Raw genomic sequence first — 22748 nt, 5'->3', positions numbered from 1 at the left:
GGCCACCTACCAGGCGTGGACGCGGTTCTGCGCGGGCTCGAGCCCGAGTTCGATGAGCGCCTCGGTGGCGTCGGCGGCCTGCTCGCAAATGGTGGGCACCTCGGCGCGCTCGGCCGCGGTGAAGTTCTCCAGCACGAACGCCGCCGGATCCTTGCGTCCGGGCGGACGCCCGATCCCGATGCGCACCCGCTGAAAGTCCTTGGTGCCCAGCGCCGCAACGACCGAGCGCAGCCCGTTGTGACCGCCTTCGCCGCCGCCGATCTTGAGCCGGATGCGACCGAACTCCAGGTCGAGGTCGTCGTGGATGACGATCATGTCGGCCGGGGCCACCGAGTAGAACTTCGCCAGCGGCCCGACCTGGCGGCCCGACTCGTTCATGAAACAGCGCGGCTTGGCCACCAACACCGAGTGCCCGGCCAACCGGCCGCTGACAACCTCGGCGCCGGAACGCTTGTGCGCCTTGAACTTCGAACCCAGCCGCGCGGCGAGCAGGTCGGCGACCATGAACCCGAGGTTGTGCCGGGTGCGCGCGTAGTTGTCTCCGGGGTTGCCCAGGCCGACCACCAATAGCGGTTCGGCCACGTCGGAGGCCGCCTACTCGGACTCGTCCGCGGAGGCCTCGGCCTCGCCGCCCTCTTCGGCCTCGGGAGCCGCTGCCTCGCCCTCGGCCGCCTCGCCGGCGCCCTCTTCCGCGAGGTCGGCGGCCGTCGGGGCGTTCACCACGTTGACCACCAGCATGTCCGGGTCGGACACCAGGCTGACGCCGGTGGGCAGCGCGATCTGCCCAGCGGTGAACTGGGTGCCCGGAGGTGCGTCCTCGACCGACACGGTCAACTGCTCGGGAATCGACATGGCCTCGGCCTCGATCTCGATCGTGTTGGTCTCCTGGGTGACCAGGGTGTCGGGGCCGGCCTCGCCCTCGACGACGACGTTGACCTCCACGTGGACCTTCTCACCGCGGCGCACGACCACCAGGTCGGCATGCTGAATGGTGCGGCGGATCGGGTGGATGTCGAGGGCCTTGGTCAGCGCCAGCTGCTCCTTGCCTGCGATGTCGAGGGTCAGCACCGCGTTGGTGCCGGAATGCCGCAGCACCGCCGCGTAGTCGTGCCCGGGGAGTTCCAGGTGCTGGGGCTCGGCGCCGTGACCGTAGAGGACGGCGGGAATCCTGCCCTCGCGGCGGGCCCGGCGGGACGCGCCCTTGCCGGTCTCGGCTCGCACCGCCACCTTGAGTTGGTTGACTGCGGACTTGGCCATCGTGTCGCTCCTTTGTGCTCAATACCTGGGTCGGGAGCACGGCAAAGGTCGCGACATTGAAGTCGGTCTCCGTCGATAACGGTGCTGGCTTGCCAGCCACCCTCGCCGTGACGCCCGGCCAGGTTAGCGCATCTGCGCCTGGGAGCGGAAATTGTGCGGAAATTGTGCGGGTGTGCACGCAGGGCTTTGCGTGGTGCGCCAGGGTTGAAAATCGTCGGAAATCGCGCCCTCAGCACACGCTGAAAGCCGTCAGTTCACACTCAATGCGCCCGCCGCTCATTCGGCAGGTCGCTTGTTCCGGCGCGGCCGTTGACTGTGCATTGACGGCTTTGCGTGGTGCGCCAGGGTTGAAAATCGTCGGGAATCCCGCCCTCAGGACACACTGAATGCCCTCAGTTCACACTCAATGCCCTACAGCGGGAATTTGGTGCCGGTGAGCTGCTCGGACAGCTCCCACAGCCGGGCGGCGGCGGTCGCGTCCTGCGCGCGCCGGCTGCGGGCGACCGGCTGCGTTCGGCCGATCCAGCCGAATCGCGGGCCGATGAACGTGTCGCCCGGCAGGTCCTCCGACCGCCGCGTACAGGGTTTGCCGGGCGCCGAAATCGGCGTCGGTGGCCACCACCCGAGTGGCGGCCGACATCAGCGCGTCGCCCACCTTGCGGCCGGACGCGCCCTGCAGGTTGGTGTGCGAGTAGCCGGGATGGACCGCCAGCGCGCGCAGCGGCGAACCGGCCGACTTGAGGCGTCGCTGCAGCTCGCTGGTGAACAGCAGGTTGGCGAGCTTCGATTGGCTGTAGGCCAGCCAGGGCGAGTAGCGGCGGTTCTTCCAGTTCAGGTCGTCGAAGTCGATGCGCCCCGGCCAGTGCGCCATCGACGACACCGTGACGACGCGGTCGGTCAGCTTGGGCAGCAGCAGGTTGGTCAGCGCGAAGTGGCCGAGGTGGTTGGTGCCGATCTGGCTCTCGAACCCGTCGGCGGTCAGTGCGTAGGGGGCGGCCATGATGCCGGCGTTGTTGATCAGCACGTCGGCCCCGTCCACCCCGTCGGCGAAGCGGCGCACCGACGAGAGGTCCTGCAGGTCGAGGGGGCGCACCTCGACCTGGCCGGTTTGGGAGCCAGTGATCTGCTTCGCGGCGGCCTCGCCCTTGCCCGTGTTGCGCACGGCCATGACGATCTTGGCGCCCTTGCCGGCCAGCTCGCGGGCCGTCACCGCGCCCAGCCCGCTATTGGCGCCGGTGATGATCACGGTGCGCCCGGCGAACGACGGCAGGTCTGCGGCGGTCCAGTTCGTCATGGCTGATGAGCTTAGTGAAAGGCCGCCGCCGATTACTTGGCGGCGACGACGAACCCGTGGATGATCGCCTCGATGTCGGTCGCCTCGGCGGCCGCCTGGTTGGCCAGGGTGGTGATGGTCAACTGGACCAGGTATCGCTGGTTCGCGGGCGGCGACCCGGTGGCGATGACGATCCGGTTCCAGCTGTGCAGCCGCTGGCCGTCGACGTCGTAGCTGCCCTGGATCATCGACGAGGGAAAGCCGTTGTAGTTGTCGGTGGAGGCGTCCAGCTGCTTGAAGTTCTCGAACAGCTGGGCGTCGTCGTTGCCGTGCTTGACGACCTGCGCCGGGTCGAAGTCCCCGTGCAGTTTGAAGACCACCAGCCGCGCGGTCGGATACTTGCCGCCGTGCGAGATCATCAGGGTCTCCTTGGCGATGTTCGGGTTGTTCGCCTGCGACCAGCCCGTCGGCGTCGGTATCGAAACGTTCAGATCGGGCAACGATCCCGGCGCCACCTGTTGGCCGCTGACGCCGATGTTCTGCAGGTACTGCGACAGCGGAACGGGCTTCTCCGTCGTCGCGGGGGCGGCGCTGGTCGTCGAACTCCGGGTCAGGATCGACTGGTAGTCAGGGGCTTTCGGTGGCGAACATGCCGCCACGGGCATGCTCAGCGCGACCGCCACGACACCGGCGGTGATCGCCGCAGGCCTAATTGCCCGCCTCCTTCTCACGCCGTTCCGGCGCGCATCGTCGCCGGGCAGCCTCACAGAATCTCGCGCACGGCGTCGATCGGCCGCGCCAGCCGGGTGCCCTTCGGCGTGACCACGAACGGCCGTTCGATCAGGATCGGGTGTTCGGCCATGGCGTCGAGCAACTCGTCGTCGGACGCGTCGGCGAGACCGAGTTCGGCATAGAGCGGTTCGCGCTTGCGCACCGCGGTGCGCACGTCGATGCCGGCATCGCGGATCATGCGCGCCAGCTCGGCGCGTGACGGCGGGGTTTTCAGATACTGGACGATCGTGGGGTCAATCCCGTTGTCGCGCAACAGATCCAGCGTCTTGCGGGAGGTGCTGCACTTCGGGTTGTGGTAGATGACGGTGTCGGTCATCTAGGCGTCACCGTCGAAAAGGCCTGTGACGGAGCCGTTTTCGAAGACGGCGCGGATGGTGCTGGCCAACAGCGGCGCGATGGACAAGACCGTGAGCTGCGGGAAACGCTTCTCCTCGCCGATCGGCAGCGTGTTGGTGACGATGACCTCCCGCGCGCCGCACGCCGCCAGCCGCTCGGCGGCCGGGTCGGAGAGCACGCCATGGGTCGCCGCGATCACCACGTCGCTGGCGCCGTCTTCGCGCAACAGGTTCACCGCGCCGGCGATGGTGCCGCCGGTGTCGATCATGTCGTCGATCAGGACGCAGGTGCGGCCTTCGACTTCACCGACGACGCGGTTGGAGACCACCTGGTTGGGCACCCGCGGGTCGCGGGTCTTGTGGATGAAGGCCAGCGGAACCCCGCCCAGCGCGTCGGCCCATTTCTCGGCGATGCGGACCCGGCCGGAGTCGGGGGAGACCACGACCATGTTGCCGTCCGGGTAGTTGTCCTTGATGTAACCGGTCAGCAGGTTCTGTGCGCGCATGTGGTCGACGGGCCCGTCGAAGAAACCCTGGATCTGATCGGTGTGTAAATCGACGGTCACGATCCGGTCGGCGCCGGCGGTCTTGAGCAGGTCGGCGACCAGCCGCGCGGAGATGGGTTCGCGCCCGCGGTGCTTCTTGTCTTGCCGCGCGTACGGGTAGAAAGGCATGACCGCGGTGATCCGCTTGGCGCTGCCGCGCTTGAGCGCATCGATCATGATCAGCTGTTCCATCAGCCAGTTGTTGACCGGCGCGGGGTTGGATTGCAGGACGAAGGCGTCGCAGCCGCGCACCGACTCGTGGAACCGAACGAAGATCTCGCCGTTGGCGAATTCCCGCGCCGTCTGGGCGGTGACGTGGACGTCGAGTTCCTTGGCGACCTGTTCCGCCAGCTCGGGATGCGCGCGGCCCGAGAAAAGCATCAAATTTTTGCGATTATCGGTCCAGTCGTGGCTCAACGCACTGCCCTGCCTCGGGATCGAAATGGAAGCCCCATCGTACGTAGCGAATCGTACGGAAATGTGGCCGGGTTGCCAGGGACCAAACTCACGGTGTCTATTCGGGCCCTGAATTCTCGGGATTTTCTTCGGCGGACTTCGCGGCCGCCTTGTCCGCCGCCTCGGCCGCCGCGCTGCCCGGCCGCTTGCGCTGCACCCAGCCCTCGATGTTGCGTTGTGGTCCCGCGGACACCGCCAGCGCCCCCGGCGGGACGTCGTCGCGCACCACCGTCCCGGCACCGGTGTAGGCCCCGTCGCCGACGGTCACCGGGGCCACGAACATGGTGTCCGACCCGGTGCGCACGTGCGATCCGATGGTGGTGCGCCGCTTGGTTTCGCCGTCGTAGTTGACGAACACGCTGGACGCGCCGATGTTGCTGTGCTCGCCGATGTCGGCGTCGCCGACGTAGGTCAGGTGCGGGACCTTGGTGCCCGTGCCGATGACGGAGTTCTTGGCCTCGACGAACGCGCCGAGCTTGCCGTCGGCCCCCAACACGGTCCCCGGTCGCAGGTAGGTGAACGGGCCGACGGTGGCGCCGTCCCCGATCGACGAGGACGAGCCGTGGGTGCGCACCACCGACGCGCCGTCGCCGACGCTGACGTCGGTCAGGGTGGTGTCGGGTCCGACGACGCAGTGGCCGCCCACCCGGGTGCGGCCCAGCAGCTGGGTGCCGGGGTGGATGACGGTGTCGCGCCCGATCGTCACGTCGACGTCGATCCAGGTGGTGCCCGGATCGACGACGGTCACGCCGGACATCTGGTGGGCGGCGACGATCCGGCGGTTCAGCTCGGCGCCGAGCTCGGCCAGCTGGACGCGGTTGTTGACTCCGACCACCAGCGCGCTGTCGGCGACGTGCTGGGCGCGCACGGCCCGGCCGTCGCCACGCAGGATCGCGACGGCGTCGGTCAGATACAGCTCCCGTTGGGCGTTGTTCGAGCTCAGCCGGCTCAGCGCCGACCGCAGCGCCGCGACGTCGAAGGCGTAGACGCCGGCGTTGACCTCGCGGATCTGGCGCTGCGAGGGCGTCGCGTCGGTGTGCTCGACGATCGCCATCACCTCGTTGTCCTGGGTGCGCAGGATGCGGCCGTAGCCGACCGGATCGTCGAGTGTCGTGGTGAGCACCGTGACCGCGGCCGACTCGGCGGTGTGGGCGGCGATCAGGCCGGCCACGGTGTCGGAGTCGAGCAGCGGGGTGTCCCCCGAGGTGACGACGACGATGCCGGCGTAGTCGTCGGGCAGGGCGGACAGCCCGCACAGGACGGCGTGCCCGGTGCCGAGCGGCCGTTCCTGTAATGCCACGTCGATCGAGCGGCCCAGCGTCTCGGCAAGCTCGCCGACCAGCGGCGCGACGCGCTCGTGGTCGTGGCCCAGGACCACGACCAGGTGCTGGGGCGCGACCTTGGCGATCGCGTGCAGGGAATGCGACAGCATGCTGCGGCCGGCGATCGTGTGCAGCACCTTCGGGGTGTCGGACCGCATCCGGGTGCCCGGTCCGGCCGCGAGGACCAGGACGGCGGTGTCACCACGAAACGACATGAATTCTCCTATTGGACCCTTCGCGCGGGCGTGCGTGTTGGTACGCCGACACGCCGTCAAGCGTGGCATTTCCCGCACGCTCGCCGCAAAGAGCCACGCTGCTCCGTCGCCAGGACTCGAACCTGAACTCTCAGAACCAAAATCTGATGTGCTGCCGATTACACCACGACGGACTGCAAGCCCCATAGGCCCGCGCCACCAAGAGACTTTAGACGGTGCGCGGGGCCGCGGTGCGGTTGTGCCGACCCGATACGCTGATTGACGTGGCCGTTCTCGATAAAGAGCCGGACAAGGAAGCGCGGCCGGCACGCGCCAGGATGACGGGCAGCGATCGCCGTCAGCAGCTCATCGGCATCGCCCGCTCGCTGTTCGCCGAGCGCGGTTACGAGGGCACCTCGATCGAGGAGATCGCGCTGCGGGCCAATGTGTCCAAGCCCGTCGTCTACGAGCACTTCGGCGGCAAGGAGGGGCTGTACGCCGTCGTCGTCGACCGCGAGATGTCGGCGCTGCTGGACATGATCACCTCGTCGCTGACCAACAACCGGTCCCGGGTGCGGGTGGAGCGGGTCGCCCTGGCGTTGCTCACCTACGTCGAGGAGCGCACCGACGGCTTCCGGATCATGATCCGCGACTCGCCGGCCGCGATCAGCTCGGGCACCTACTCCAGCCTGCTCAACGACGCGGTCAGCCAGGTCAGCTCGATCCTGGCCGGCGACTTCGCCCGCCGGGGGTTGGACGCGGACCTGGCGCCGCTGTACGCCCAGGCGCTGGTGGGCTCGGTGTCGATGACGGCGCAGTGGTGGCTCGACACCCGCGAGCCCAAAAAGGAAGTGGTCGCCGCGCACCTGGTCAACCTGATGTGGAACGGCCTGACTCACCTGGAAGCGGACCCCAAGCTGCAGGACGAGTAACGCCTCCTAGGGCCGCACCCCGTCGAGGAAGTTGTTCAAGGCGTGTTTGCCGATTTCGCGGATGCCCAGGGGGCGCGGAAGCAGGCGGGTGACGACGAACATCATGCGCCGGTTCGGCGCCCCCACCTGCATGCTGGGCCGCTTGCCGAGATACAGCACCGCCTCCTCGACGTTCTCTTCGGGAGTGTTGATGAGGCTGCCCCTGGCCCGCGCGACCTCGAGCGCCTCAGCGGCCCCTGGCGAACTGGTGAGTCCGGCCATGCAGGCCAGCACGTGCACGTTGTCGGGTTTCAGTTCGTACCAGAGCCCTTCGGCGAGAATGATGTTGTACGCCCTCGTCGCGCCGTAGTGCGTGTAGTACGGACTGCCGATCAGCCCCGTGCCGCTACTCATCAGCACGATGCCGCCGCGACGGCGCGCCTTCATCAGCGCGCCGTAGTGATAGGTCAGCCCAAAGGGGCTGCAGCAGTTGACGTTTATCCGGCGCCGCTCGAATTCGAGGTCGTCGGCCCAGAATCCGCCCACGGTGGCCAGGGCGGCGTTGGACACCAGCAGCCCGATTTCGCGGTCACCGACGGCCGCGACGATGTTCTCCACGGCATCGGTCGCCCCCAGGTCCTGGGAGACGACCAGCACCTCGACACCGAACCTGGACACCAGTTCCTGGCGCTTCTTCTCGAGCTTGTCGGGGTCGCGCGCGACGATCGCGACCGACAAGCCCTGGGAGGCAGCGTAATCCGCCCAGGCGCCGCCGATGCCCTCGCTGGCGCCGGACACGAGTGCCCAAGGTCCGTACTGGCCCGCAAAGTCCTTCGGTGGGCGCCGGGCCAGTGGACTGTGCGATCGCCATTGCTGGGCCACAACGGATTTCAGCGCCAGAGCCGATTGTGTCGCGTTCATCGCTACCTTCCCGGTGTCGGTTCGCTCAGGGTGGGGATGGCCTTGAGGCGATCGATCAGCATCGCAAGGACGTCGTCAGACACGTCGGCGACCGGCAGGCTCAGGCCGCTGCACACGCCGGTGTACCAGCGCTCGAGCACGTCGGGGATTTCGTCGTAGGTGCCTTGCGGCACAACCCGATCCATCACCTCATCGGTCAGGTGCTTGGGCAGGTCGGTCCATTCGTTCCGGCGCGCCATGCCGCTGAGCGCCTCGCCGATGTCCTCGAAGCCGAATTGTTCGAGCTGTCGCCGGTAGGCGGGGGTGCTGTAGAGAAAGGCCAGCTCCGATCGGCGGTGTTCTCGCAAACTGGCCAGCTCGTCGTTGGTGGCCGCCATCAGCGGTTGCGGGTTGGCCACCACCGCGAGCGGCGTCCGGGTGCGCCGGCCCTGGCCGGCGCCTTCGGCGAGGTACGGCAGCGTCTGTGTCGCGAGGATCGATGGATGCGAGTTGGTGGGATGACACACGAAGCCGTCGGACATTTCACCGGCCAGCAGGCACATCTTCTTGTTGACCCCACCGGTCCAGATCTGCGGGGCCGGGCAGCCGATCGGGCCGGGGTTGAAATACGGCTGGAGGCGGTCGAATCGGTAGAACCGCCCGCTGTAGTCGAGGGGCTCGCCGGTCTGGAAGGAGTGGAATATCGCGAGCACGGACTCGATGTACTCCCGCATCCGCAGCGACGGCTGCGACCACGGGACCGAGAACCGTCCGACGATGTTTCCGCGCACCTGGGAGGCCAGGCCGAGTTGGAAGCGGCCGTCGGAGTACCGGGCCAGATCCCAGGCCGCATAGGCGGTGATCATCGGACTGCGCGGCAACGCGAGGGCCATGCTGGTCCGCACGGTCAGTCGCGTCGTGTGGGCCAATGCCATTGCCGCGACGGTGAATACGTCGTGGATGGTCTCGGACACGTGGACGACCTCGAAGCCGATGCGCTCCATGCGCGCTGCCCACGGCCCGATCTCGGCCAGGCCCAGCTGGGCCGGCGCGGAGGCGACGACCTCCATCGGCGGACCGGTCATCGGCTCAGCCCCCGGACAATCAGCGTGGTGTTGTGCTCGAGCCAGGCATCGTCCAGGGTGCGTTCGGTGGCCATCGACATCATGACCGTGCCGCCGATCATGTCCATCAGCAGGCGCGCGTCGATGCCGTCGGCCGCCGCCCCCTTGGCGGCGGCGTGGTCGAGGTAGCGCTGCAGGCGTTCGTAGGTGCCGCCCTGCAGCCGGTCCAGCAACCGCGCCGACAATCCCGGTTCGGAGGGCAGTTCGGCCGTCAGGCCCGACACCGCGCTGTGCACGGCCGGCCGGCTGAACAGGTGGATCGATCCTTCGAGCAGGCTGCGCACGACGGTCCGCAGATCACCCGTCAGCGGCAACTCCGCGCGTGGCGTCGGGGGAAACACCGCGGCGAAGACGAGCTCGATCTTGGTCGGGAAACGCCGGTATACGGCGGGCGGCGTGGCGCCGGCGCGCGCCGCCACCAACGGAATGCTCAGCCGCGCATAGCCGATCTCTTCGAGCAGCTCGTTGGTGGCCTGCAGCACGGCATCGTCGATGCGCGCGTCGCGCGGCCGCCCCTGCGACTTGGGCTCGCGACCATTGCGCTCGAAAGGTGTTGATTTCATTACGTTCAGATCGTAATGTTTTGCAGGATCGCGCACAACGGTCCACGGAAGGCCGCCAAGACATTTCAGCTGCGCGCTCAACGGTGAGGAACGCCGCCATGGCCATCGAGACGCCCCCCAGGCCGCTGCCGTTTCGCATCCTCAACGGCGCCTATCGCGCCGCCCGCCGCGTCGGCGCCCATCCCGTGCCGCTGCGCAAGTACGCGCTCATGGACCGGGCCAGCCGACGCGCGGGCGGCCTGACCGACTTCGGTGATCCCCGCTTCGAAGCGGGACTGGACCGGCTCATCGACTCGATCAATTCCGAAGACAAGCTCAACGGCTTCGGCCGGATCCTGGCCGCGACGCACATCACCAACCTGCTGCGCCAGCGCTTGCTGGTCGTGGAGCACATCCGCCGGAATCCGTCGATCCGCGACGAGGTCATCGCCAAACCGGTCTTCCTCGTCGGCGCACCCCGCACCGGCACCACGATCACCCATCACCTGCTCAGTCAGGACGACCGGTTCCGCTTCCCGCTCACCTGGGAATGCGACGAGCTGCACCCGCCGCTGGATCCGGCCACCATGCGCGCCGACCCGCGAATCGCGCGCAGCGAGAAGCAGATCCGGCGAACCCTGTCGCTGGCTCCCGATCTCGACGCCGCGCACCCGCTCGGCGCGTGGGAGGCCCAGGAATGCGCGCTGCTGCACGCCTACGCCTTTCACAGCGAGACGTTCCTCGTCATGTTCAACTGCCAGGGCTACGACCGGTGGTTGGCCGATCAGGACCGCACCTGGGTCTACCAGGAGGAGAAGCTGCTCCTGCAGTACATGCAAAGCGGGGGACTGCGCCCGCGGGAGAGCTGGCTGCTGAAGACCCCACCGCACATGGCCAACATCGACAAGATCCTCGACGTGTTTCCCGACGCGCGCTTCGTCACCACCTACCGCGAGCCCACCGAGGTCATCGCCTCCAGCTGCAAGCTGTCCGGCACCGTCTTCGCGATGGTGCAGGACGGGGTCGACTGGCACGATCACGGCCGCTACATGCGCTGGCGCACCGGGGGGATGCTCGCCCGCAACATCGAATTGCGGCGTCAATTCGCCGACCGCTCAGAGCAATTCATCGACTTTCCGATGGAGCGCATGGTTCGCGACCCGATGGCCTGCGTCAAGGCGATCTACGACCACTTCGGCATCGAGCTGACCCCCGAGGTGCACCGCAAGATGAGCCGGTTCATGGACAAGCGGGGCGCGTCCACCCGCAAGCCCAACATCTACCGCGCCGAGGATTACGGGCTCGACATCGCGGCGCTCTGGCCGGAACTGCAGTACTACCGCGACTTCTACGGAATCGAGGACAAGCGATGACCGATCAGTCAAGTGATGCGCTGCGGGCGGCGTGGCGACGGTTCGGCGAGCTGCACGACGAGCTGCTCGGCGTCGCGCTGGCGCAGGGCGACCTCGACGAAGCTTCTGCCAGTACACTTCTCGGGCGTTTGATCGGCCATATTCAGTACATGGGCCTGCAATTGCGCAGCGACCCGGCCCGCCCCGCGCTGATCAACGCCCAGTACGCGCCGTGGAACTGGGGCCACTCCAACCCCGACACCCTGTACCTGTCGGCGCGCATCGACGACGCGCACGACTACCGCGTTTACGGAACGCTGGGCTCCGTCGCACAGACCACCTTCGGCGTCTACGCCGGCAAGGACGACCAAGCCCAAGCGGTCAAGACCCAGTCCGAAGACCTGGACATCGCGGCGGACGGCTCCTTCGAGGTCTACTTCACCCGGCAAAAAATGGGCGATGCCAACTGGTTTCAGCTTCCCCCGGGGGCCGAGTCGTTCTGCTGCTACCAGACCTACGGCGACTGGCAGCATCAATCCAAGGGCACCATCCGCATCGAATGCCTCAATCCGGACGGACCGGCGGGGCCCGCGTCGGTGGCGCGGGCCGTCGCCGCGTTCGACGAGCACCTCGCGGCGTCGCGGGACCTGTTCACCATGTGGGTCAAGGACATTCCCGCGCGGGTCTTCGGGGCCCTGCCGAAGAATTTCGCCATCCCGCCGATGCAGCCGCCGTCGGCGATGGCCGGCGCGTGGTTCGTCCCCATCTCGTGGGAACTCGCCGAGGGCCAGGCCTTGGTGATCGACTACCAAATCCCTAGCGGCAGCCCGTATGTCGGCATCTGCCTGACCAATCGGTGGAGCGAGATGATCGACATCGCGACGCGTCAAACGAGTCTGAACCTCGGCCAGTCGCACGCCGACGGCGACCGGGTGCGGGTGTTGCTGTCCACCGAGGACGTCGGCGTGGACAACTGGCTCGACGCGCGCGGGTATCGAAGCGGGGTGGTCACCTGGCGCGCCACCGCGGCCGAGCAGCCCGCCGCGCCCACCGCCACGGTGATCGACGTCGAGCGCGTCGACGACTACTTCGACCCGTCGCGGCGCGTCACCGCCGAGCAGCGGGCGGCGGCGCTGTTGGCGCGGCAACGCCACTTCGCCGAGCGGGACACGCCGTGACTACAGCTAGCCCGCGGCGATCGCAAGCGCGGCGTAGCCGGGCGCGGCGGGTCGCCGCTTAGCCACAATCGCGAGCCAGCAGATCGGCGACCGTCTCGCGGCGGACCAGGGCGCGGGCCCGGCCCTCGTTGACCGCCACCAGCGGCGGGCGGCCGACCAGGTTGTAGTTCGACGCCATGCTGTGGTGGTAAGCGCCGGTGCAGGCCACCGCCAACAGGTCGCCGGCGTGCAGGTCGGCCGGCAGCTCGATGTCCCGGGCGATCTCGTCGCCCGCCTCGCAGTGCCGCCCGGCGACCGTGACGCGCAGCCTGGCGCCCAGCGGGTGCCGGTTCGCCAGCGTGACGGTGTACTGCGCGCCGTACAGCGACACCCGCGGGTTGTCGCTCATCCCGCCGTCCACGGCGACGAAGGTGCGCCCGCCCGGTTGCGTCTTCACCGAGCACACCCGGTACAGCGTCACACCGGCCCGACCGCTGATGGCGCGACCGGGCTCCACCACGATCCTCGGCCGCGGGAAGTGCTCGGCCGCGCAGGCCTCGTCCAGCGCATCCTCGATGACCCGGGAAAGCTCGTCGAGGTCGAGCTCCCGGTCGCCCGGGATGTAGGGGATCGCGTGGCCGCCGCCGATGTTCAGCTCGGTGAGCACGACCCCGTGCTGCGCGCGGATGTCGGCCATGGCCGCGATCATCCGGCGAATCGCCTCGCCGTAGAGGGCGGGGTCGGTGACCTGCGATCCGATGTGGCAGTGCAGGCCGACCAGGTCGAGGATGGGATGCGCCAGCACCCGCTTCGCGGCGTCCGAGGCGTGGTCGCCGGCGAGGGTGAAGCCGAACTTCTGGTCGCTGATGCCGGTGGTGACGGCGCGGTGTCCGTGGATGTCGATGTCAGGGGTCACCCGGATGAGCACCGGCTGGCGCCGCCGCGCCAGGCCGGCGAGGTAGGCGATCTCGATGCACGAATCGACCACGATGCGCCCGACGCCGACGCGCACCGCCTCGCGCAATTCGGCCGGCGATTTCGCATTGCCGTGCATGACGATCCGTGCCGGATCCACGCCGCCGGCCAGGGCGGTGGCCAGCTCGCCGGCCGAGCAGACGTCGACACCGAGGCCCTCCTCGCGCGCCCACCGCGCCACCGCGGTGGTCAGCAGCGATTTCCCCGCGTACACCACCCGGATGTCGCGCAGCGCCTTGCGGTAACGGCGGGCGCGCAGGCGGAAGTCGGCCTCGTCGATCACATAGGTCGGGGTGCCGAACTCGTCGGCGATGTCGGCCAGGGGTACGCCGCCGACGCACAGCCGGCCCTCCTCGTCGGCGTGCGTCGTGACGGGCCAGATCGCAGAATCGAACCGCCGGGGGGCCGCCTTTCCAAGGGACGGCAGGATATCGAGCAATGTCATGACTTCAACGTGCGCCCGGCCGGTGGCCGGTGCCGCTGTTCTTACGATCCCTTGACGCCGTCGGGGCCAATATTGACGTCTTTAGGCGCCCCTAGAATGGATTCATCATGACCGGACCGGGGCCTGCTCGCCCAGAAACCCCGATCGCGGGGCTCGTGGACCTGGCGCTGACGGCGCCGACCTTCCAGCAGTTGATCGACAGCGCGGCCGCCCGCCCGGCCGAGTTGAGCCTGGTCGGACCCGCCAGCGCCCGCCTGTTAGTCGCCACCGCGCTGGCGCGGCTGGGGCCGCTGCTCGTCGTCACCGCGACCGGGCGCGAGGCCGACGACCTGACCGCCGAACTGCGCGGCGTCCTCGGCGACGCGGTGGCGGTCTTCCCGTCGTGGGAAACGCTGCCGCACGAACGGCTCTCGCCCGGCGTCGACACCGTCGGCGCCCGGATGATGGTGCTGCGCCGGCTGTCCCACCCCGACGACCCGCGGCTGGGGCCGCCTCTCCAGGTGGTGGTGACGGCGGTGCGCTCGGTGCTGCAGCCGATGACGCCGCGGCTCGGCGCGGTGGAGCCGGTCACCTTGAGCGTCGGCCAGGAGATGGCGTTCGAGGACGTCATCGCCCGGCTGGTCGAGCTGGCCTACACCCGGGTGGACATGGTCGGGCGGCGCGGCGAGTTCGCCGTGCGCGGCGGAATCCTCGACGTCTTCCCGCCGACCGCCGAACACCCGGTGCGTGTCGAGTTCTGGGGCGACGAGGTCAGCGAGATGCGGATGTTCGCCGTCGCCGACCAGCGCTCCATCCCCGAGATCGAGGTCGACACCGTCATCGCGGTGGCCTGTCGCGAGCTGCTGCTCACCGACGGCGTGCGGGAGCGGGCCGCCGCGCTCGCCGCCCGCCACTCCGGCGCCGAGCCCGCCATCACCGGCAGCGTCACCGACATGCTGGCCAAGCTGGGCGAGGGCATCACGGTCGACGGGATGGAGGCGCTGCTGCCGGTGCTGCGTCCCGGCGAACACGTGCTGCTGACCGACCAGCTGGCCGAGGGCACGCCGGTGCTGGTGTGCGACCCGGAGAAGGTGCGCACCCGGGCGGCCGACCTGATCAAGACGGGCAGCGAATTCCTCGAGGCGTCCTGGTCGGTGGCGGCGTTGGGCACCGACGCGCCCGTCGACCTGGAGCAGTTCGGCGGGTCGGGGTTCGCCGAACTGGACGACGTGCGCGCCGCGGCGGCCCGGTCGGGTCATTCCTGGTGGACGCTGAGCCAGCTCTCCGACGAGTCCGCCGTGGAACTGGACGTCCGGACCGCGCCGTCGGCCCGCGGCCACCAACACGACATCGACGGCATCTTCGCCATGCTGCGCGCCCACGTCAGCACCGGCGGACACGCCGCCGTCGTCGCGCCCGGCACCGGGACCGCCCACCGGGTGGTGGAGCGGCTTGCCGAGTCGGACACCCCGGCCGCCATGCTGGAGCCGGGCGCCGCCCCCAAAGCCGGCGTGGTCGGCGTCCTGAAGGGTCCGCTGCACGACGGTGTCGTGATTCCGGGCGCCAATCTGGTCGTCATCACCGAGACGGACCTGACCGGCAACCGGGCCACGGCCGCCGAGGGCAAGCGGCTGGCGGCCAAGCGGCGCAACACCGTCGACCCGCTCGCGCTGACGGCGGGGGACCTGGTGGTGCACGACCAGCACGGCATCGGGCGGTTCGTGGAGATGGTCGAGCGCACGGTCGGCGGCGCGCGACGCGAATACCTGGTGCTCGAATACGCATCGAGCAAGCGGGGCGGTGGTTCCGACAAGCTGTACGTCCCGATGGACTCGCTGGACCAGCTGTCGCGCTACGTCGGGGGGCAGGCGCCGGCGCTGAGCAGGCTCGGCGGCAGCGACTGGGCGAACACCAAGACTAAGGCGCGCCGCGCGGTACGCGAGATCGCCGGCGAGCTGGTGGCGCTCTACGCCAAACGGCAGGCCAGCGCCGGACACGCGTTCGGGCCGGACACCCCCTGGCAGGCCGAGATGGAGGACGCGTTCGGGTTCACCGAGACCGTCGACCAGCTCACCGCGATCACCGAGGTCAAGGCCGACATGGAGAAGCCGATCCCGATGGACCGGGTGATCTGCGGCGACGTCGGCTACGGCAAGACCGAGATCGCGGTGCGGGCGGCGTTCAAGGCGGTTCAGGACGGCAAGCAGGTCGCCGTGCTGGTCCCCACCACGCTGCTCGCCGACCAGCACCTGCAGACGTTCACCGACCGGATGGCCGACTTCCCGGTGACCGTCAAGGGGCTGTCCCGGTTCACCGACGCCGCCGAGTCCCGCGCCGTGATCGAGGGCCTGGCCGACGGGACGGTCGACATCGTGATCGGCACGCATCGGCTGCTGCAGACCGGGGTGCGCTGGAAGGACCTGGGCCTGGTCGTCGTCGACGAGGAGCAGCGGTTCGGCGTCGAGCACAAGGAGCACATCAAGTCGTTGCGTACCCACGTCGACGTGCTGACCATGAGTGCCACCCCGATCCCGCGCACGCTGGAGATGAGCCTGGCCGGGATCCGCGAGATGTCGACGATCCTGACCCCGCCCGAGGAGCGCTACCCGGTGCTGACCTACGTCGGCCCGCAGGACGACAAGCAGGTCGCGGCGGCCCTGCGGCGCGAGCTGCTGCGCGACGGCCAGGCGTTCTACGTGCACAACCGGGTGAGCTCCATCGACCGAGCCGCGGCTCGGGTGCGTGAGCTGGTGCCCGAGGCGCGCGTCGTCGTAGCGCATGGGCAGATGCCCGAGGAGCGGCTGGAACGCACCGTGCAGGGCTTCTGGAACCGCGAATACGACATCCTGGTGTGCACCACGATCGTGGAGACCGGGCTGGACATCTCCAACGCCAACACGCTGATCGTCGAGCGCGCCGACACCTTCGGGCTGTCCCAGCTGCACCAGCTGCGCGGCCGGGTCGGGCGCAGTCGCGAGCGCGGTTACGCCTACTTCCTCTATCCACCGCACGCGCCGCTGACCGAGACGGCCTACGACCGGTTGGCGACCATCGCGCAGAACAACGAGCTCGGTGCCGGCATGGCGGTCGCGCTGAAGGACCTCGAAATCCGCGGTGCCGGCAACGTCCTGGGTGTCGAGCAGTCCGGGCATGTCGCCGGGGTGGGGTTCGACCTGTACGTGCGGCTCGTCGGCGAGGCGGTGGAGGCGTATCGGGCCGCCGCCGACGGCGACACGGTCACCACACCCGAGGAGCCCAAGGACGTCCGGATCGACCTGCCGGTGGACGCGCACCTGCCGCCGGACTACATCGCCAGCGACCGGCTGCGCCTCGAGGGCTACCGGCGGCTCGCCGCCGCTGCTGACGACGCCGCCGTCAGCGCCGTCGTCGAGGAGCTCATCGACCGCTACGGCGCGCTGCCCGAGCCCGCCGAGCGGCTGGTGGCCGTCGCGCGGTTGCGGCTGCTGTGCCGCGCCGCCGGCATCACCGAGGTGTCGGCCCCGTCGGCGTCGACCGTGCGGCTGTCGCCGGTGACGCTGCTGGATTCGGCGCAGGTGCGGCTCAAGCGGATGTATCCGGCGGCGCACTACCGCGCCACGACGTCCACCGTCCAGGTGCCCATTCCGCGGGCCGGCGGTGTCGGCGCGCCCCGCCTCCGCGACGTCGAGTTGCTGCAGATGGTGGCCAACCTCGTGACGGCGCTGCAGGGAAAGCCACAGGTGGAGCTTGGTATAACGGGGTCACAGCCAGCACCGGTGTCCGGGGAGGAGCGGCAGGCGAGATGATCCGCGCCGCCGACGATGCAGAGCGAAGCGATGAGGAGGAGGGGCGCACTTGATCGTCGTCTTGTTCGACCCGCGCCGCCCGTCGCTGGTGCCGGTCGAGGCCATCGAGCACCTCGCCGGCGAGGTGCAGTACACCGAGGAGATGCCGGTCGCGGTGCCGTGGTCGCTGCCGGCCGCGCGGCCCGTCCACTCCGGGGACGACGCGCCGGTGCTGCTGTCATCCGATCCCGATCACCCCGCCGTCGTTGCCCGGTTGGCCGCCGGGGCCCGCCTGATCTCGGCGCCGGACACGCCGCGCGGCGAGCGACTGGTCGACGCCGTCGCGATGATGGACAAGCTGCGCACCGCGGGGCCCTGGGAGAGTGAGCAAACTCACGACTCGCTGCGCAGGTTCCTGCTCGAGGAGACCTACGAGCTGCTCGACGCGGTAGGCAGCGGCAACGCCGACCTGCTGCGCGAGGAACTCGGCGATGTGTTGCTGCAGGTGCTCTTTCACGCCCGCATCGCCGAGGACGCGCCGCAGCTGCCGTTCACCATCGATGACGTCGCCGTCACTCTGATGCGCAAGCTCGGCAATCGGGTGCCGGGAGTGCTTGCGGGACAGTCGATTTCGCTGGAAGAGCAGTTGGCGCAGTGGGAGGAGCGCAAGGCCGCCGAGAAGTCGCGGAATTCGGTGATGGACGACGTTCACACCGGTCAACCGGCATTGGCGTTGGCGCAGAAGGTGATTCAACGCGCTGAGAAGGCGGGGCTGCCCGCCGACCTGATCCCGGTCGAGATTACGTCGGTCTCCGTGTCGGCCGATGTCGACGCGGAAAGCGCGCTTCGCACGGCCGTTTTGGAGTTCGTCGACACCGTCCGCGGTGTGGAGAGGTCGATCGTCGCCAGCCGTCGCGGCGACAGCGTGCCGGTCGAGCTGGATGTGGCGCCGCTGGGCGAAGTGACCGAGGAGGAGTGGCGTGCGCACTGGCCGTCCGCTTCGCTGGCCGTCGACGGCGAGCCGTTGGGCGAGGGGGTCGCCGAGCCGGAGGTGGACGACGGTGCCCGGCCGAAGGCGTCGGAGGGTGGCTCCAAGAAGCGTCGGGGCCGGAAGTAGGTCGGTCTCGTGTGTCGCCGTCACCCGGCCGTAGTTGCTGGTAGCAAACGCCAAATTGGCTGACGATCGACGCCGCATCGGGGGGCGCGGGGCCCTAATCGACGGGGTACGGCCGAATCGCGTGGGACGATGGTCGTGGTCGAGTTTGTGTAAGGAAAGTCCAGGGGAGTTTCAGAGGGGCATGGTGTCGCCGAGGCGTTGGTTGCGGGCGGTCGCCGTGATCGGTGCGACCGCCATGATCCTCGCCTCCAGCTGCACCTGGCAGTTGAGCTTGTTCATCCCGGAAGGGGTGCCGCCCCCGGCGGGGGATCCGGTGCCGCCGGTGGACACTCACCTGAGCGGGCGGCCCGCGGATCAGTTGCGCCAGTGGGCCGAGCAACGGTCGGCGGCGTTGGAGATTCCCGTCGTCGCGCTGGAGGCCTACGCGTACGCGGCGCGCGTCGCCGAGGTGGAGAACCCCAAGTGCCACATCGCGTGGACCACGCTGGCCGGCATCGGGCAGGTCGAGAGCCACCACGGCACCTACCGGGGCGCGACGCTGTCGCCGAATGGTGACGTGAGCCCGCCCATCCGGGGCGTTCGCCTGGACGGCACCGGGGGCACGCTGCGCATCGTCGACAGCGAGGACGGCGCGGAGGGCGAGGCCGGTGTGGTGCGCGCCATGGGGCCGATGCAGTTCATCCCGGAGACGTGGCGGCTGTACGGGGTGGACGCGCACAACGACGGCGTCGTCAGCCCCGACAACATCGACGACGCGGCGCTCGCGGCGGCGGGTTACCTGTGTTGGCGTGGAAAAGATCTCGCCACGCCGCGGGGGTGGATCACCGCGCTGCGGGCCTACAACAACTCCGGCGTCTATGCGCGGGCGGTGCGGGACTGGGCGACCGCTTATGCGGCGCATCACCCGCTGTAGCAGGATGTATCGCTGACGGCGCCAGCGACGACAAGGAGAACCCAGTGCCGATTATCGAGCAGGTCGGGGCCCGCGAGATCCTCGATTCCCGCGGCAACCCGACGGTCGAGGTCGAGATAGCTCTGATGGACGGGACGTTCGCCCGCGCGGCGGTGCCGTCCGGCGCGTCGACCGGCGAACACGAGGCCGTCGAGTTGCGTGACGGCGGTGAGCGTTACGGCGGCAAGGGCGTGCAAAAGGCCGTGCAAGCCGTGCTTGACGAGATCGGTCCCGCCGTGATCGGCCTGGCCGCCGACGACCAGCGGCTGGTCGACCAGGCTCTGGTGGACCTCGACGGCACCCCGGACAAGTCGCGGCTGGGCGGCAACGCGATCCTGGGCGTCTCGCTGGCGGTCGCCAAGGCGGCCGCCGATTCCGCCGAGTTGCCGCTGTTCCGCTACATCGGCGGCCCCAACGCGCACATTTTGCCCGTGCCGATGATGAACATCCTCAACGGCGGCGCCCACGCCGACACCGGCGTCGACATCCAGGAGTTCATGGTCGCGCCGCTGGGTGCGCCCAGCTTCGCGGAGGCGCTGCGGTGGGGCGCCGAGGTCTACCACTCGCTCAAGTCGGTGTTGAAGAAGGAAGGGCTGTCCACCGGGCTCGGCGACGAGGGCGGGTTCGCCCCCGACGTCGCGGGCACCACCGCGGCGCTGGACCTGATCGGCCGCGCCATCGAGTCGGCGGGTTTCAAACTCGGGACGGACGTGGCGCTGGCCCTCGACGCGGCGGCCACCGAGTTCTACGCCGACGGCACCGGCTACACCTTCGAGGGCAGCGCGCGCACCGCCGAACAGATGGCCGAGTTCTATGCCGGCCTGCTCGGCTCCTATCCGCTGGTGTCCATCGAAGACCCGCTGTCCGAAGACGATTGGGACGGTTGGGCGGCGCTGACCGCGTTGATCGGGGACCGGGTGCAGATCGTCGGCGACGACATCTTCGTCACCAACCCCGAGCGCCTCGAAGAGGGCATCGAGAAGGGCGTGGCAAACGCGTTGCTGGTCAAGGTGAATCAGATCGGCACGCTCACCGAGACGCTCGACGCCGTCGCGCTGGCCCACCACAGCGGCTACCGCACGATGATGAGCCACCGCAGCGGCGAAACCGAGGACACCACCATCGCCGACCTGGCGGTGGCCGTCGGCAGCGGCCAGATCAAGACCGGCGCGCCCGCCCGCAGCGAGCGCGTGGCCAAATACAATCAACTGTTACGGATCGAAGAAGCCCTCGGTGACGCGGCACGCTACGCCGGTGATCTGGCCTTCCCACGGTTCGCCCTGGAGCAGAAGTAGGTTGAAATAGCTTGACGCCCAAGCCCGATCCGAAACGTCGCTCCCCGGCATCGCGCCCGGGGAAGGCCGGTGATTCGGTTCGGCGCCGTCGAGCCGCGAAGCCCTCCGCGCCGCCGCAGAGGACGGTGCAGGAGCGTGTCGTCGAGCCCATCAAGCGCCAGGTCGCCGAGTCCGTCGAACAGCGCTCCGAGCAGCGGCTCGGGTTCACCGCTCGACGGGCGGCGGTGCTGGCCGCGGTGATCTGCGTGCTGACACTGACCATCGCCGGCCCGGTGCGCACCTACTTCGCGCAGCGCACCGAGATGAATCAGCTGGCCGCGAGCGAAGCCGCGCTGCGCCGCCAGATCGCCGACCTCGAGCAGAAGAAGGTCAAGCTCGGCGACCCGGCATACATTGCGGCGCAGGCGCGCGAGCGCCTCGGTTTCGTGATGCCCGGCGACATTCCGTTCCAGGTTCAGCTTCCGCCTACGGCGGCGGCGTCCCCGCAGCCCGGCGCCGACGCGGCGAAACCGGCGAACAACAACCCGTGGTACACCTCGCTGTGGCACACCATCGCCGACGCGCCCCACCTGCCGCCGGCCGCCCCACCGCCACCGCAGGCCCCGCCGAACCCCATGGCTCCCGGTGGTTGATCGTGGCGATCTGGAAGCGGTGGCGCGCCAGCTCGGCCGCGAGCCGCGCGGGGTGCTCGAGATCGCCTACCGTTGCCCCAACGGCGAACCCGGCGTGGTGAAGACCGCACCGAAACTGCCTGACGGCACGCCTTTTCCGACGCTGTACTACCTGACCCACCCGGTGCTGACCGCGGCGGCGAGCCGACTCGAGACGACGGGATTGATGCGCGAGATGACCGAGCGGTTGCGGACGGATGCTGAGCTGGCGGCCGCGTATCGGCGGGCCCACGAATCGTATCTGGCCGAACGTGACGCGATCGAACCGCTGGGCACGACGTTCTCCGGCGGCGGGATGCCGGATCGGGTCAAGTGCCTGCACGTGCTGATCGCGCACTCGCTGGCCAAGGGCCCCGGCGTGAATCCCCTTGGGGACGAGGCCTTGTCGGTGCTGGCCGACGACCCGGCAATGGCGGGCGTCTTGGTGGCGGGGCAGTGGTGAGCCGGCTCGCCGCGATCGACTGCGGGACCAACTCGATCCGGTTGCTGATCGCCGACGCGGACGGCGGCCGGCTGCGCGACGTGCACCGCGAGACGCGGATCGTGCGGCTGGGGCAGGGCGTCGACGCGACGGGCGAGTTCGCCCCCGACGCGATCGCGCGAACCCGCGCCGCCCTGACCGACTACGCGTCGCTACTGAAGGCGCACGGCGTCGAGCGGGTGCGGATGGTGGCGACGTCGGCGGCGCGCGATGTCGCCAATCGCGATGTGTTCTTTGCGATGACGGCCGAGGTGCTGGGTGCGGTGTTGCCCGGCGCGGTGGCCGAGGTGATCAGCGGCGCGGAGGAGGCGTCGCTTTCCTTCCACGGCGCGGTCGGCGAATTGGACAGCGCTGCCGCGCCTTTCGTCGTCGTCGACCTGGGCGGCGGCTCCACCGAGATCGTGCTCGGCAGCGAGCGGGTGGCGGCCGCCTACTCGGCCGACATCGGCTGTGTCCGGCTGACCGAGCGCTGCCTGCACTCCGACCCGCCCACGCCCGACGAGGTGGCGGCCGCCCGAGCGGTGGTGCGCGAGCGCCTGGACGTCGCGCTGGGCGTGGTGGACGTCGAAGGGGCGCGGACCTGGGTCGGGCTGGCCGGCACGATGACGACGCTGTCCGCATTGGCGCACAACATGACGGCGTATGACTCTGCGGCCATTCATCTTTCGCGCGTGCCGGGCGCTGACCTGCTGGCGGTGTGCGAGCGGCTGATCGGGATGACGCGATCCCAGCGCGCCGCGCTGCCGCCGATGCACGAGGGCCGGGCCGACGTGATCGGCGGCGGCGCGATCGTGGTGGAGGAATTGGCGCGCGAGCTGCGCGCCCGCGCCGGCATCGACGAGTTGATCGTGAGCGAATACGACATCCTGGACGGCATCGTGCTGTCGATCGCCGGGTGAGTCACATCCG

Annotated in this window: 20 protein-coding genes, 1 tRNA gene and 1 pseudogene; 10 read left to right on the top strand and 12 right to left on the bottom strand. The window is 69.2% G+C overall.

Annotated features, from left to right (window positions below):
- Window positions 1-6: 6 nt before the first annotated feature.
- From pth to AC5Y4S_RS12540, 8 genes and pseudogenes are all read right to left on the bottom strand, one after another.
- Window positions 7-582: an aminoacyl-tRNA hydrolase gene (gene pth, locus AC5Y4S_RS12575; RefSeq protein WP_068100102.1), complete on the bottom strand. Its 576-nt coding sequence runs from the start codon at window positions 580-582 to the stop codon at window positions 7-9.
- A gap of 12 nt (window positions 583-594) precedes the next feature.
- Entirely contained in the window at window positions 595-1257 is a 663-nt protein-coding gene (locus tag AC5Y4S_RS12570; RefSeq protein ID WP_500033069.1) for a 50S ribosomal protein L25/general stress protein Ctc, read from the bottom strand.
- 411 nt (window positions 1258-1668) lie between these two features.
- A pseudogene (locus AC5Y4S_RS12565) lies at window positions 1669-2551 on the bottom strand (oxidoreductase).
- Window positions 2552-2583: 32 nt separating this feature from the next.
- Complete coding sequence (locus AC5Y4S_RS12560; protein ID WP_500033310.1) at window positions 2584-3195, bottom strand: LpqN/LpqT family lipoprotein; 612 nt, start codon at window positions 3193-3195, stop codon at window positions 2584-2586.
- Between the two features lie 98 nt (window positions 3196-3293).
- The gene (gene arsC / locus AC5Y4S_RS12555; RefSeq protein ID WP_500033068.1) at window positions 3294-3638 is read right to left on the bottom strand and encodes an arsenate reductase (glutaredoxin); all 345 of its coding nucleotides are present in this window, start codon (window positions 3636-3638) and stop codon (window positions 3294-3296) included.
- On the bottom strand, window positions 3639-4619 hold the full coding sequence (locus AC5Y4S_RS12550; protein ID WP_067005394.1) for a ribose-phosphate diphosphokinase: 981 nt from the start codon (window positions 4617-4619) through the stop codon (window positions 3639-3641).
- Between the two features lie 97 nt (window positions 4620-4716).
- A complete protein-coding gene (gene glmU, locus AC5Y4S_RS12545; RefSeq protein WP_500033067.1) occupies window positions 4717-6195 on the bottom strand; it encodes a bifunctional UDP-N-acetylglucosamine diphosphorylase/glucosamine-1-phosphate N-acetyltransferase GlmU in 1479 nt (492 codons plus the stop codon).
- Between the two features lie 101 nt (window positions 6196-6296).
- A tRNA-Gln gene (locus AC5Y4S_RS12540) sits at window positions 6297-6368 on the bottom strand.
- Window positions 6369-6512: 144 nt separating this feature from the next.
- Here AC5Y4S_RS12540 and AC5Y4S_RS12535 point away from each other — a divergent pair.
- Window positions 6513-7106: a TetR/AcrR family transcriptional regulator gene (locus AC5Y4S_RS12535; protein ID WP_142282191.1), complete on the top strand. Its 594-nt coding sequence runs from the start codon at window positions 6513-6515 to the stop codon at window positions 7104-7106.
- A 6-nt stretch (window positions 7107-7112) separates the two neighbouring features.
- On the opposite strand, the gene AC5Y4S_RS12530 is transcribed toward AC5Y4S_RS12535, so the two are convergent.
- From AC5Y4S_RS12530 to AC5Y4S_RS12520, 3 genes are read right to left on the bottom strand one after another with little or no spacing between them, the layout of a single operon-like run.
- Window positions 7113-8006, bottom strand: coding sequence for an SDR family NAD(P)-dependent oxidoreductase (locus AC5Y4S_RS12530; RefSeq protein ID WP_500033066.1), 894 nt, complete (start codon window positions 8004-8006; stop codon window positions 7113-7115).
- Window positions 8007-8008: 2 nt separating this feature from the next.
- The gene (locus tag AC5Y4S_RS12525) at window positions 8009-9055 is read right to left on the bottom strand and encodes a TIGR03617 family F420-dependent LLM class oxidoreductase (protein ID WP_500033309.1); all 1047 of its coding nucleotides are present in this window, start codon (window positions 9053-9055) and stop codon (window positions 8009-8011) included.
- Window positions 9056-9066: 11 nt separating this feature from the next.
- Complete coding sequence (locus tag AC5Y4S_RS12520; RefSeq protein WP_500033065.1) at window positions 9067-9672, bottom strand: TetR/AcrR family transcriptional regulator; 606 nt, start codon at window positions 9670-9672, stop codon at window positions 9067-9069.
- A gap of 98 nt (window positions 9673-9770) precedes the next feature.
- Here AC5Y4S_RS12520 and AC5Y4S_RS12515 point away from each other — a divergent pair, with 98 nt between their 5' ends.
- Window positions 9771-11024 carry a sulfotransferase family protein gene (locus tag AC5Y4S_RS12515; RefSeq protein WP_500033064.1) on the top strand — a complete coding sequence of 418 codons (1254 nt, stop codon included), beginning with the start codon at window positions 9771-9773 and terminating at the stop codon, window positions 11022-11024.
- Window positions 11021-12181 carry a hypothetical protein gene (locus tag AC5Y4S_RS12510; RefSeq protein WP_500033063.1) on the top strand — a complete coding sequence of 387 codons (1161 nt, stop codon included), beginning with the start codon at window positions 11021-11023 and terminating at the stop codon, window positions 12179-12181. The genes AC5Y4S_RS12515 and AC5Y4S_RS12510 overlap by 4 nt, the downstream gene beginning before the upstream one ends.
- Window positions 12182-12239: 58 nt before the next feature.
- Here the strand turns inward: AC5Y4S_RS12510 and lysA are convergent, their stop codons facing one another.
- Window positions 12240-13580 (bottom strand): diaminopimelate decarboxylase, encoded by a 1341-nt coding sequence (lysA, locus tag AC5Y4S_RS12505; RefSeq protein WP_500033062.1) that lies wholly within the window; start codon window positions 13578-13580, stop codon window positions 12240-12242.
- A gap of 107 nt (window positions 13581-13687) precedes the next feature.
- Between lysA and mfd the strand changes: the two genes are divergently transcribed.
- From mfd to AC5Y4S_RS12470, 7 genes are all read left to right on the top strand, one after another.
- Window positions 13688-17344: a transcription-repair coupling factor gene (mfd, locus tag AC5Y4S_RS12500; RefSeq protein WP_500033061.1), complete on the top strand. Its 3657-nt coding sequence runs from the start codon at window positions 13688-13690 to the stop codon at window positions 17342-17344.
- Between the two features lie 49 nt (window positions 17345-17393).
- Window positions 17394-18440 carry a nucleoside triphosphate pyrophosphohydrolase gene (locus tag AC5Y4S_RS12495; protein ID WP_500033060.1) on the top strand — a complete coding sequence of 349 codons (1047 nt, stop codon included), beginning with the start codon at window positions 17394-17396 and terminating at the stop codon, window positions 18438-18440.
- Window positions 18441-18624: 184 nt separating this feature from the next.
- The gene (locus tag AC5Y4S_RS12490; protein ID WP_142282192.1) at window positions 18625-19353 is read left to right on the top strand and encodes a lytic transglycosylase domain-containing protein; all 729 of its coding nucleotides are present in this window, start codon (window positions 18625-18627) and stop codon (window positions 19351-19353) included.
- A gap of 44 nt (window positions 19354-19397) precedes the next feature.
- Window positions 19398-20687: a phosphopyruvate hydratase gene (gene eno / locus AC5Y4S_RS12485; RefSeq protein ID WP_500033059.1), complete on the top strand. Its 1290-nt coding sequence runs from the start codon at window positions 19398-19400 to the stop codon at window positions 20685-20687.
- Window positions 20688-20698: 11 nt separating this feature from the next.
- Window positions 20699-21319 carry an FtsB family cell division protein gene (locus AC5Y4S_RS12480; RefSeq protein ID WP_500033058.1) on the top strand — a complete coding sequence of 207 codons (621 nt, stop codon included), beginning with the start codon at window positions 20699-20701 and terminating at the stop codon, window positions 21317-21319.
- A complete protein-coding gene (locus tag AC5Y4S_RS12475; RefSeq protein ID WP_068188304.1) occupies window positions 21312-21800 on the top strand; it encodes a DUF501 domain-containing protein in 489 nt (162 codons plus the stop codon). The genes AC5Y4S_RS12480 and AC5Y4S_RS12475 overlap by 8 nt, the downstream gene beginning before the upstream one ends.
- Entirely contained in the window at window positions 21794-22738 is a 945-nt protein-coding gene (locus AC5Y4S_RS12470) for a Ppx/GppA phosphatase family protein (protein ID WP_500033057.1), read from the top strand. Before AC5Y4S_RS12475 ends, AC5Y4S_RS12470 begins: the two co-directional genes overlap by 7 nt.
- The last annotated feature ends 10 nt before the right edge of the window (window positions 22739-22748 follow it).

It is taken from the genome of Mycobacterium sp. NGS64, assembly GCF_059812245.1.
The sequence above is the reverse complement of the archived record's forward strand: the minus strand, read 5'-3'. Positions and strand labels throughout refer to the sequence as shown.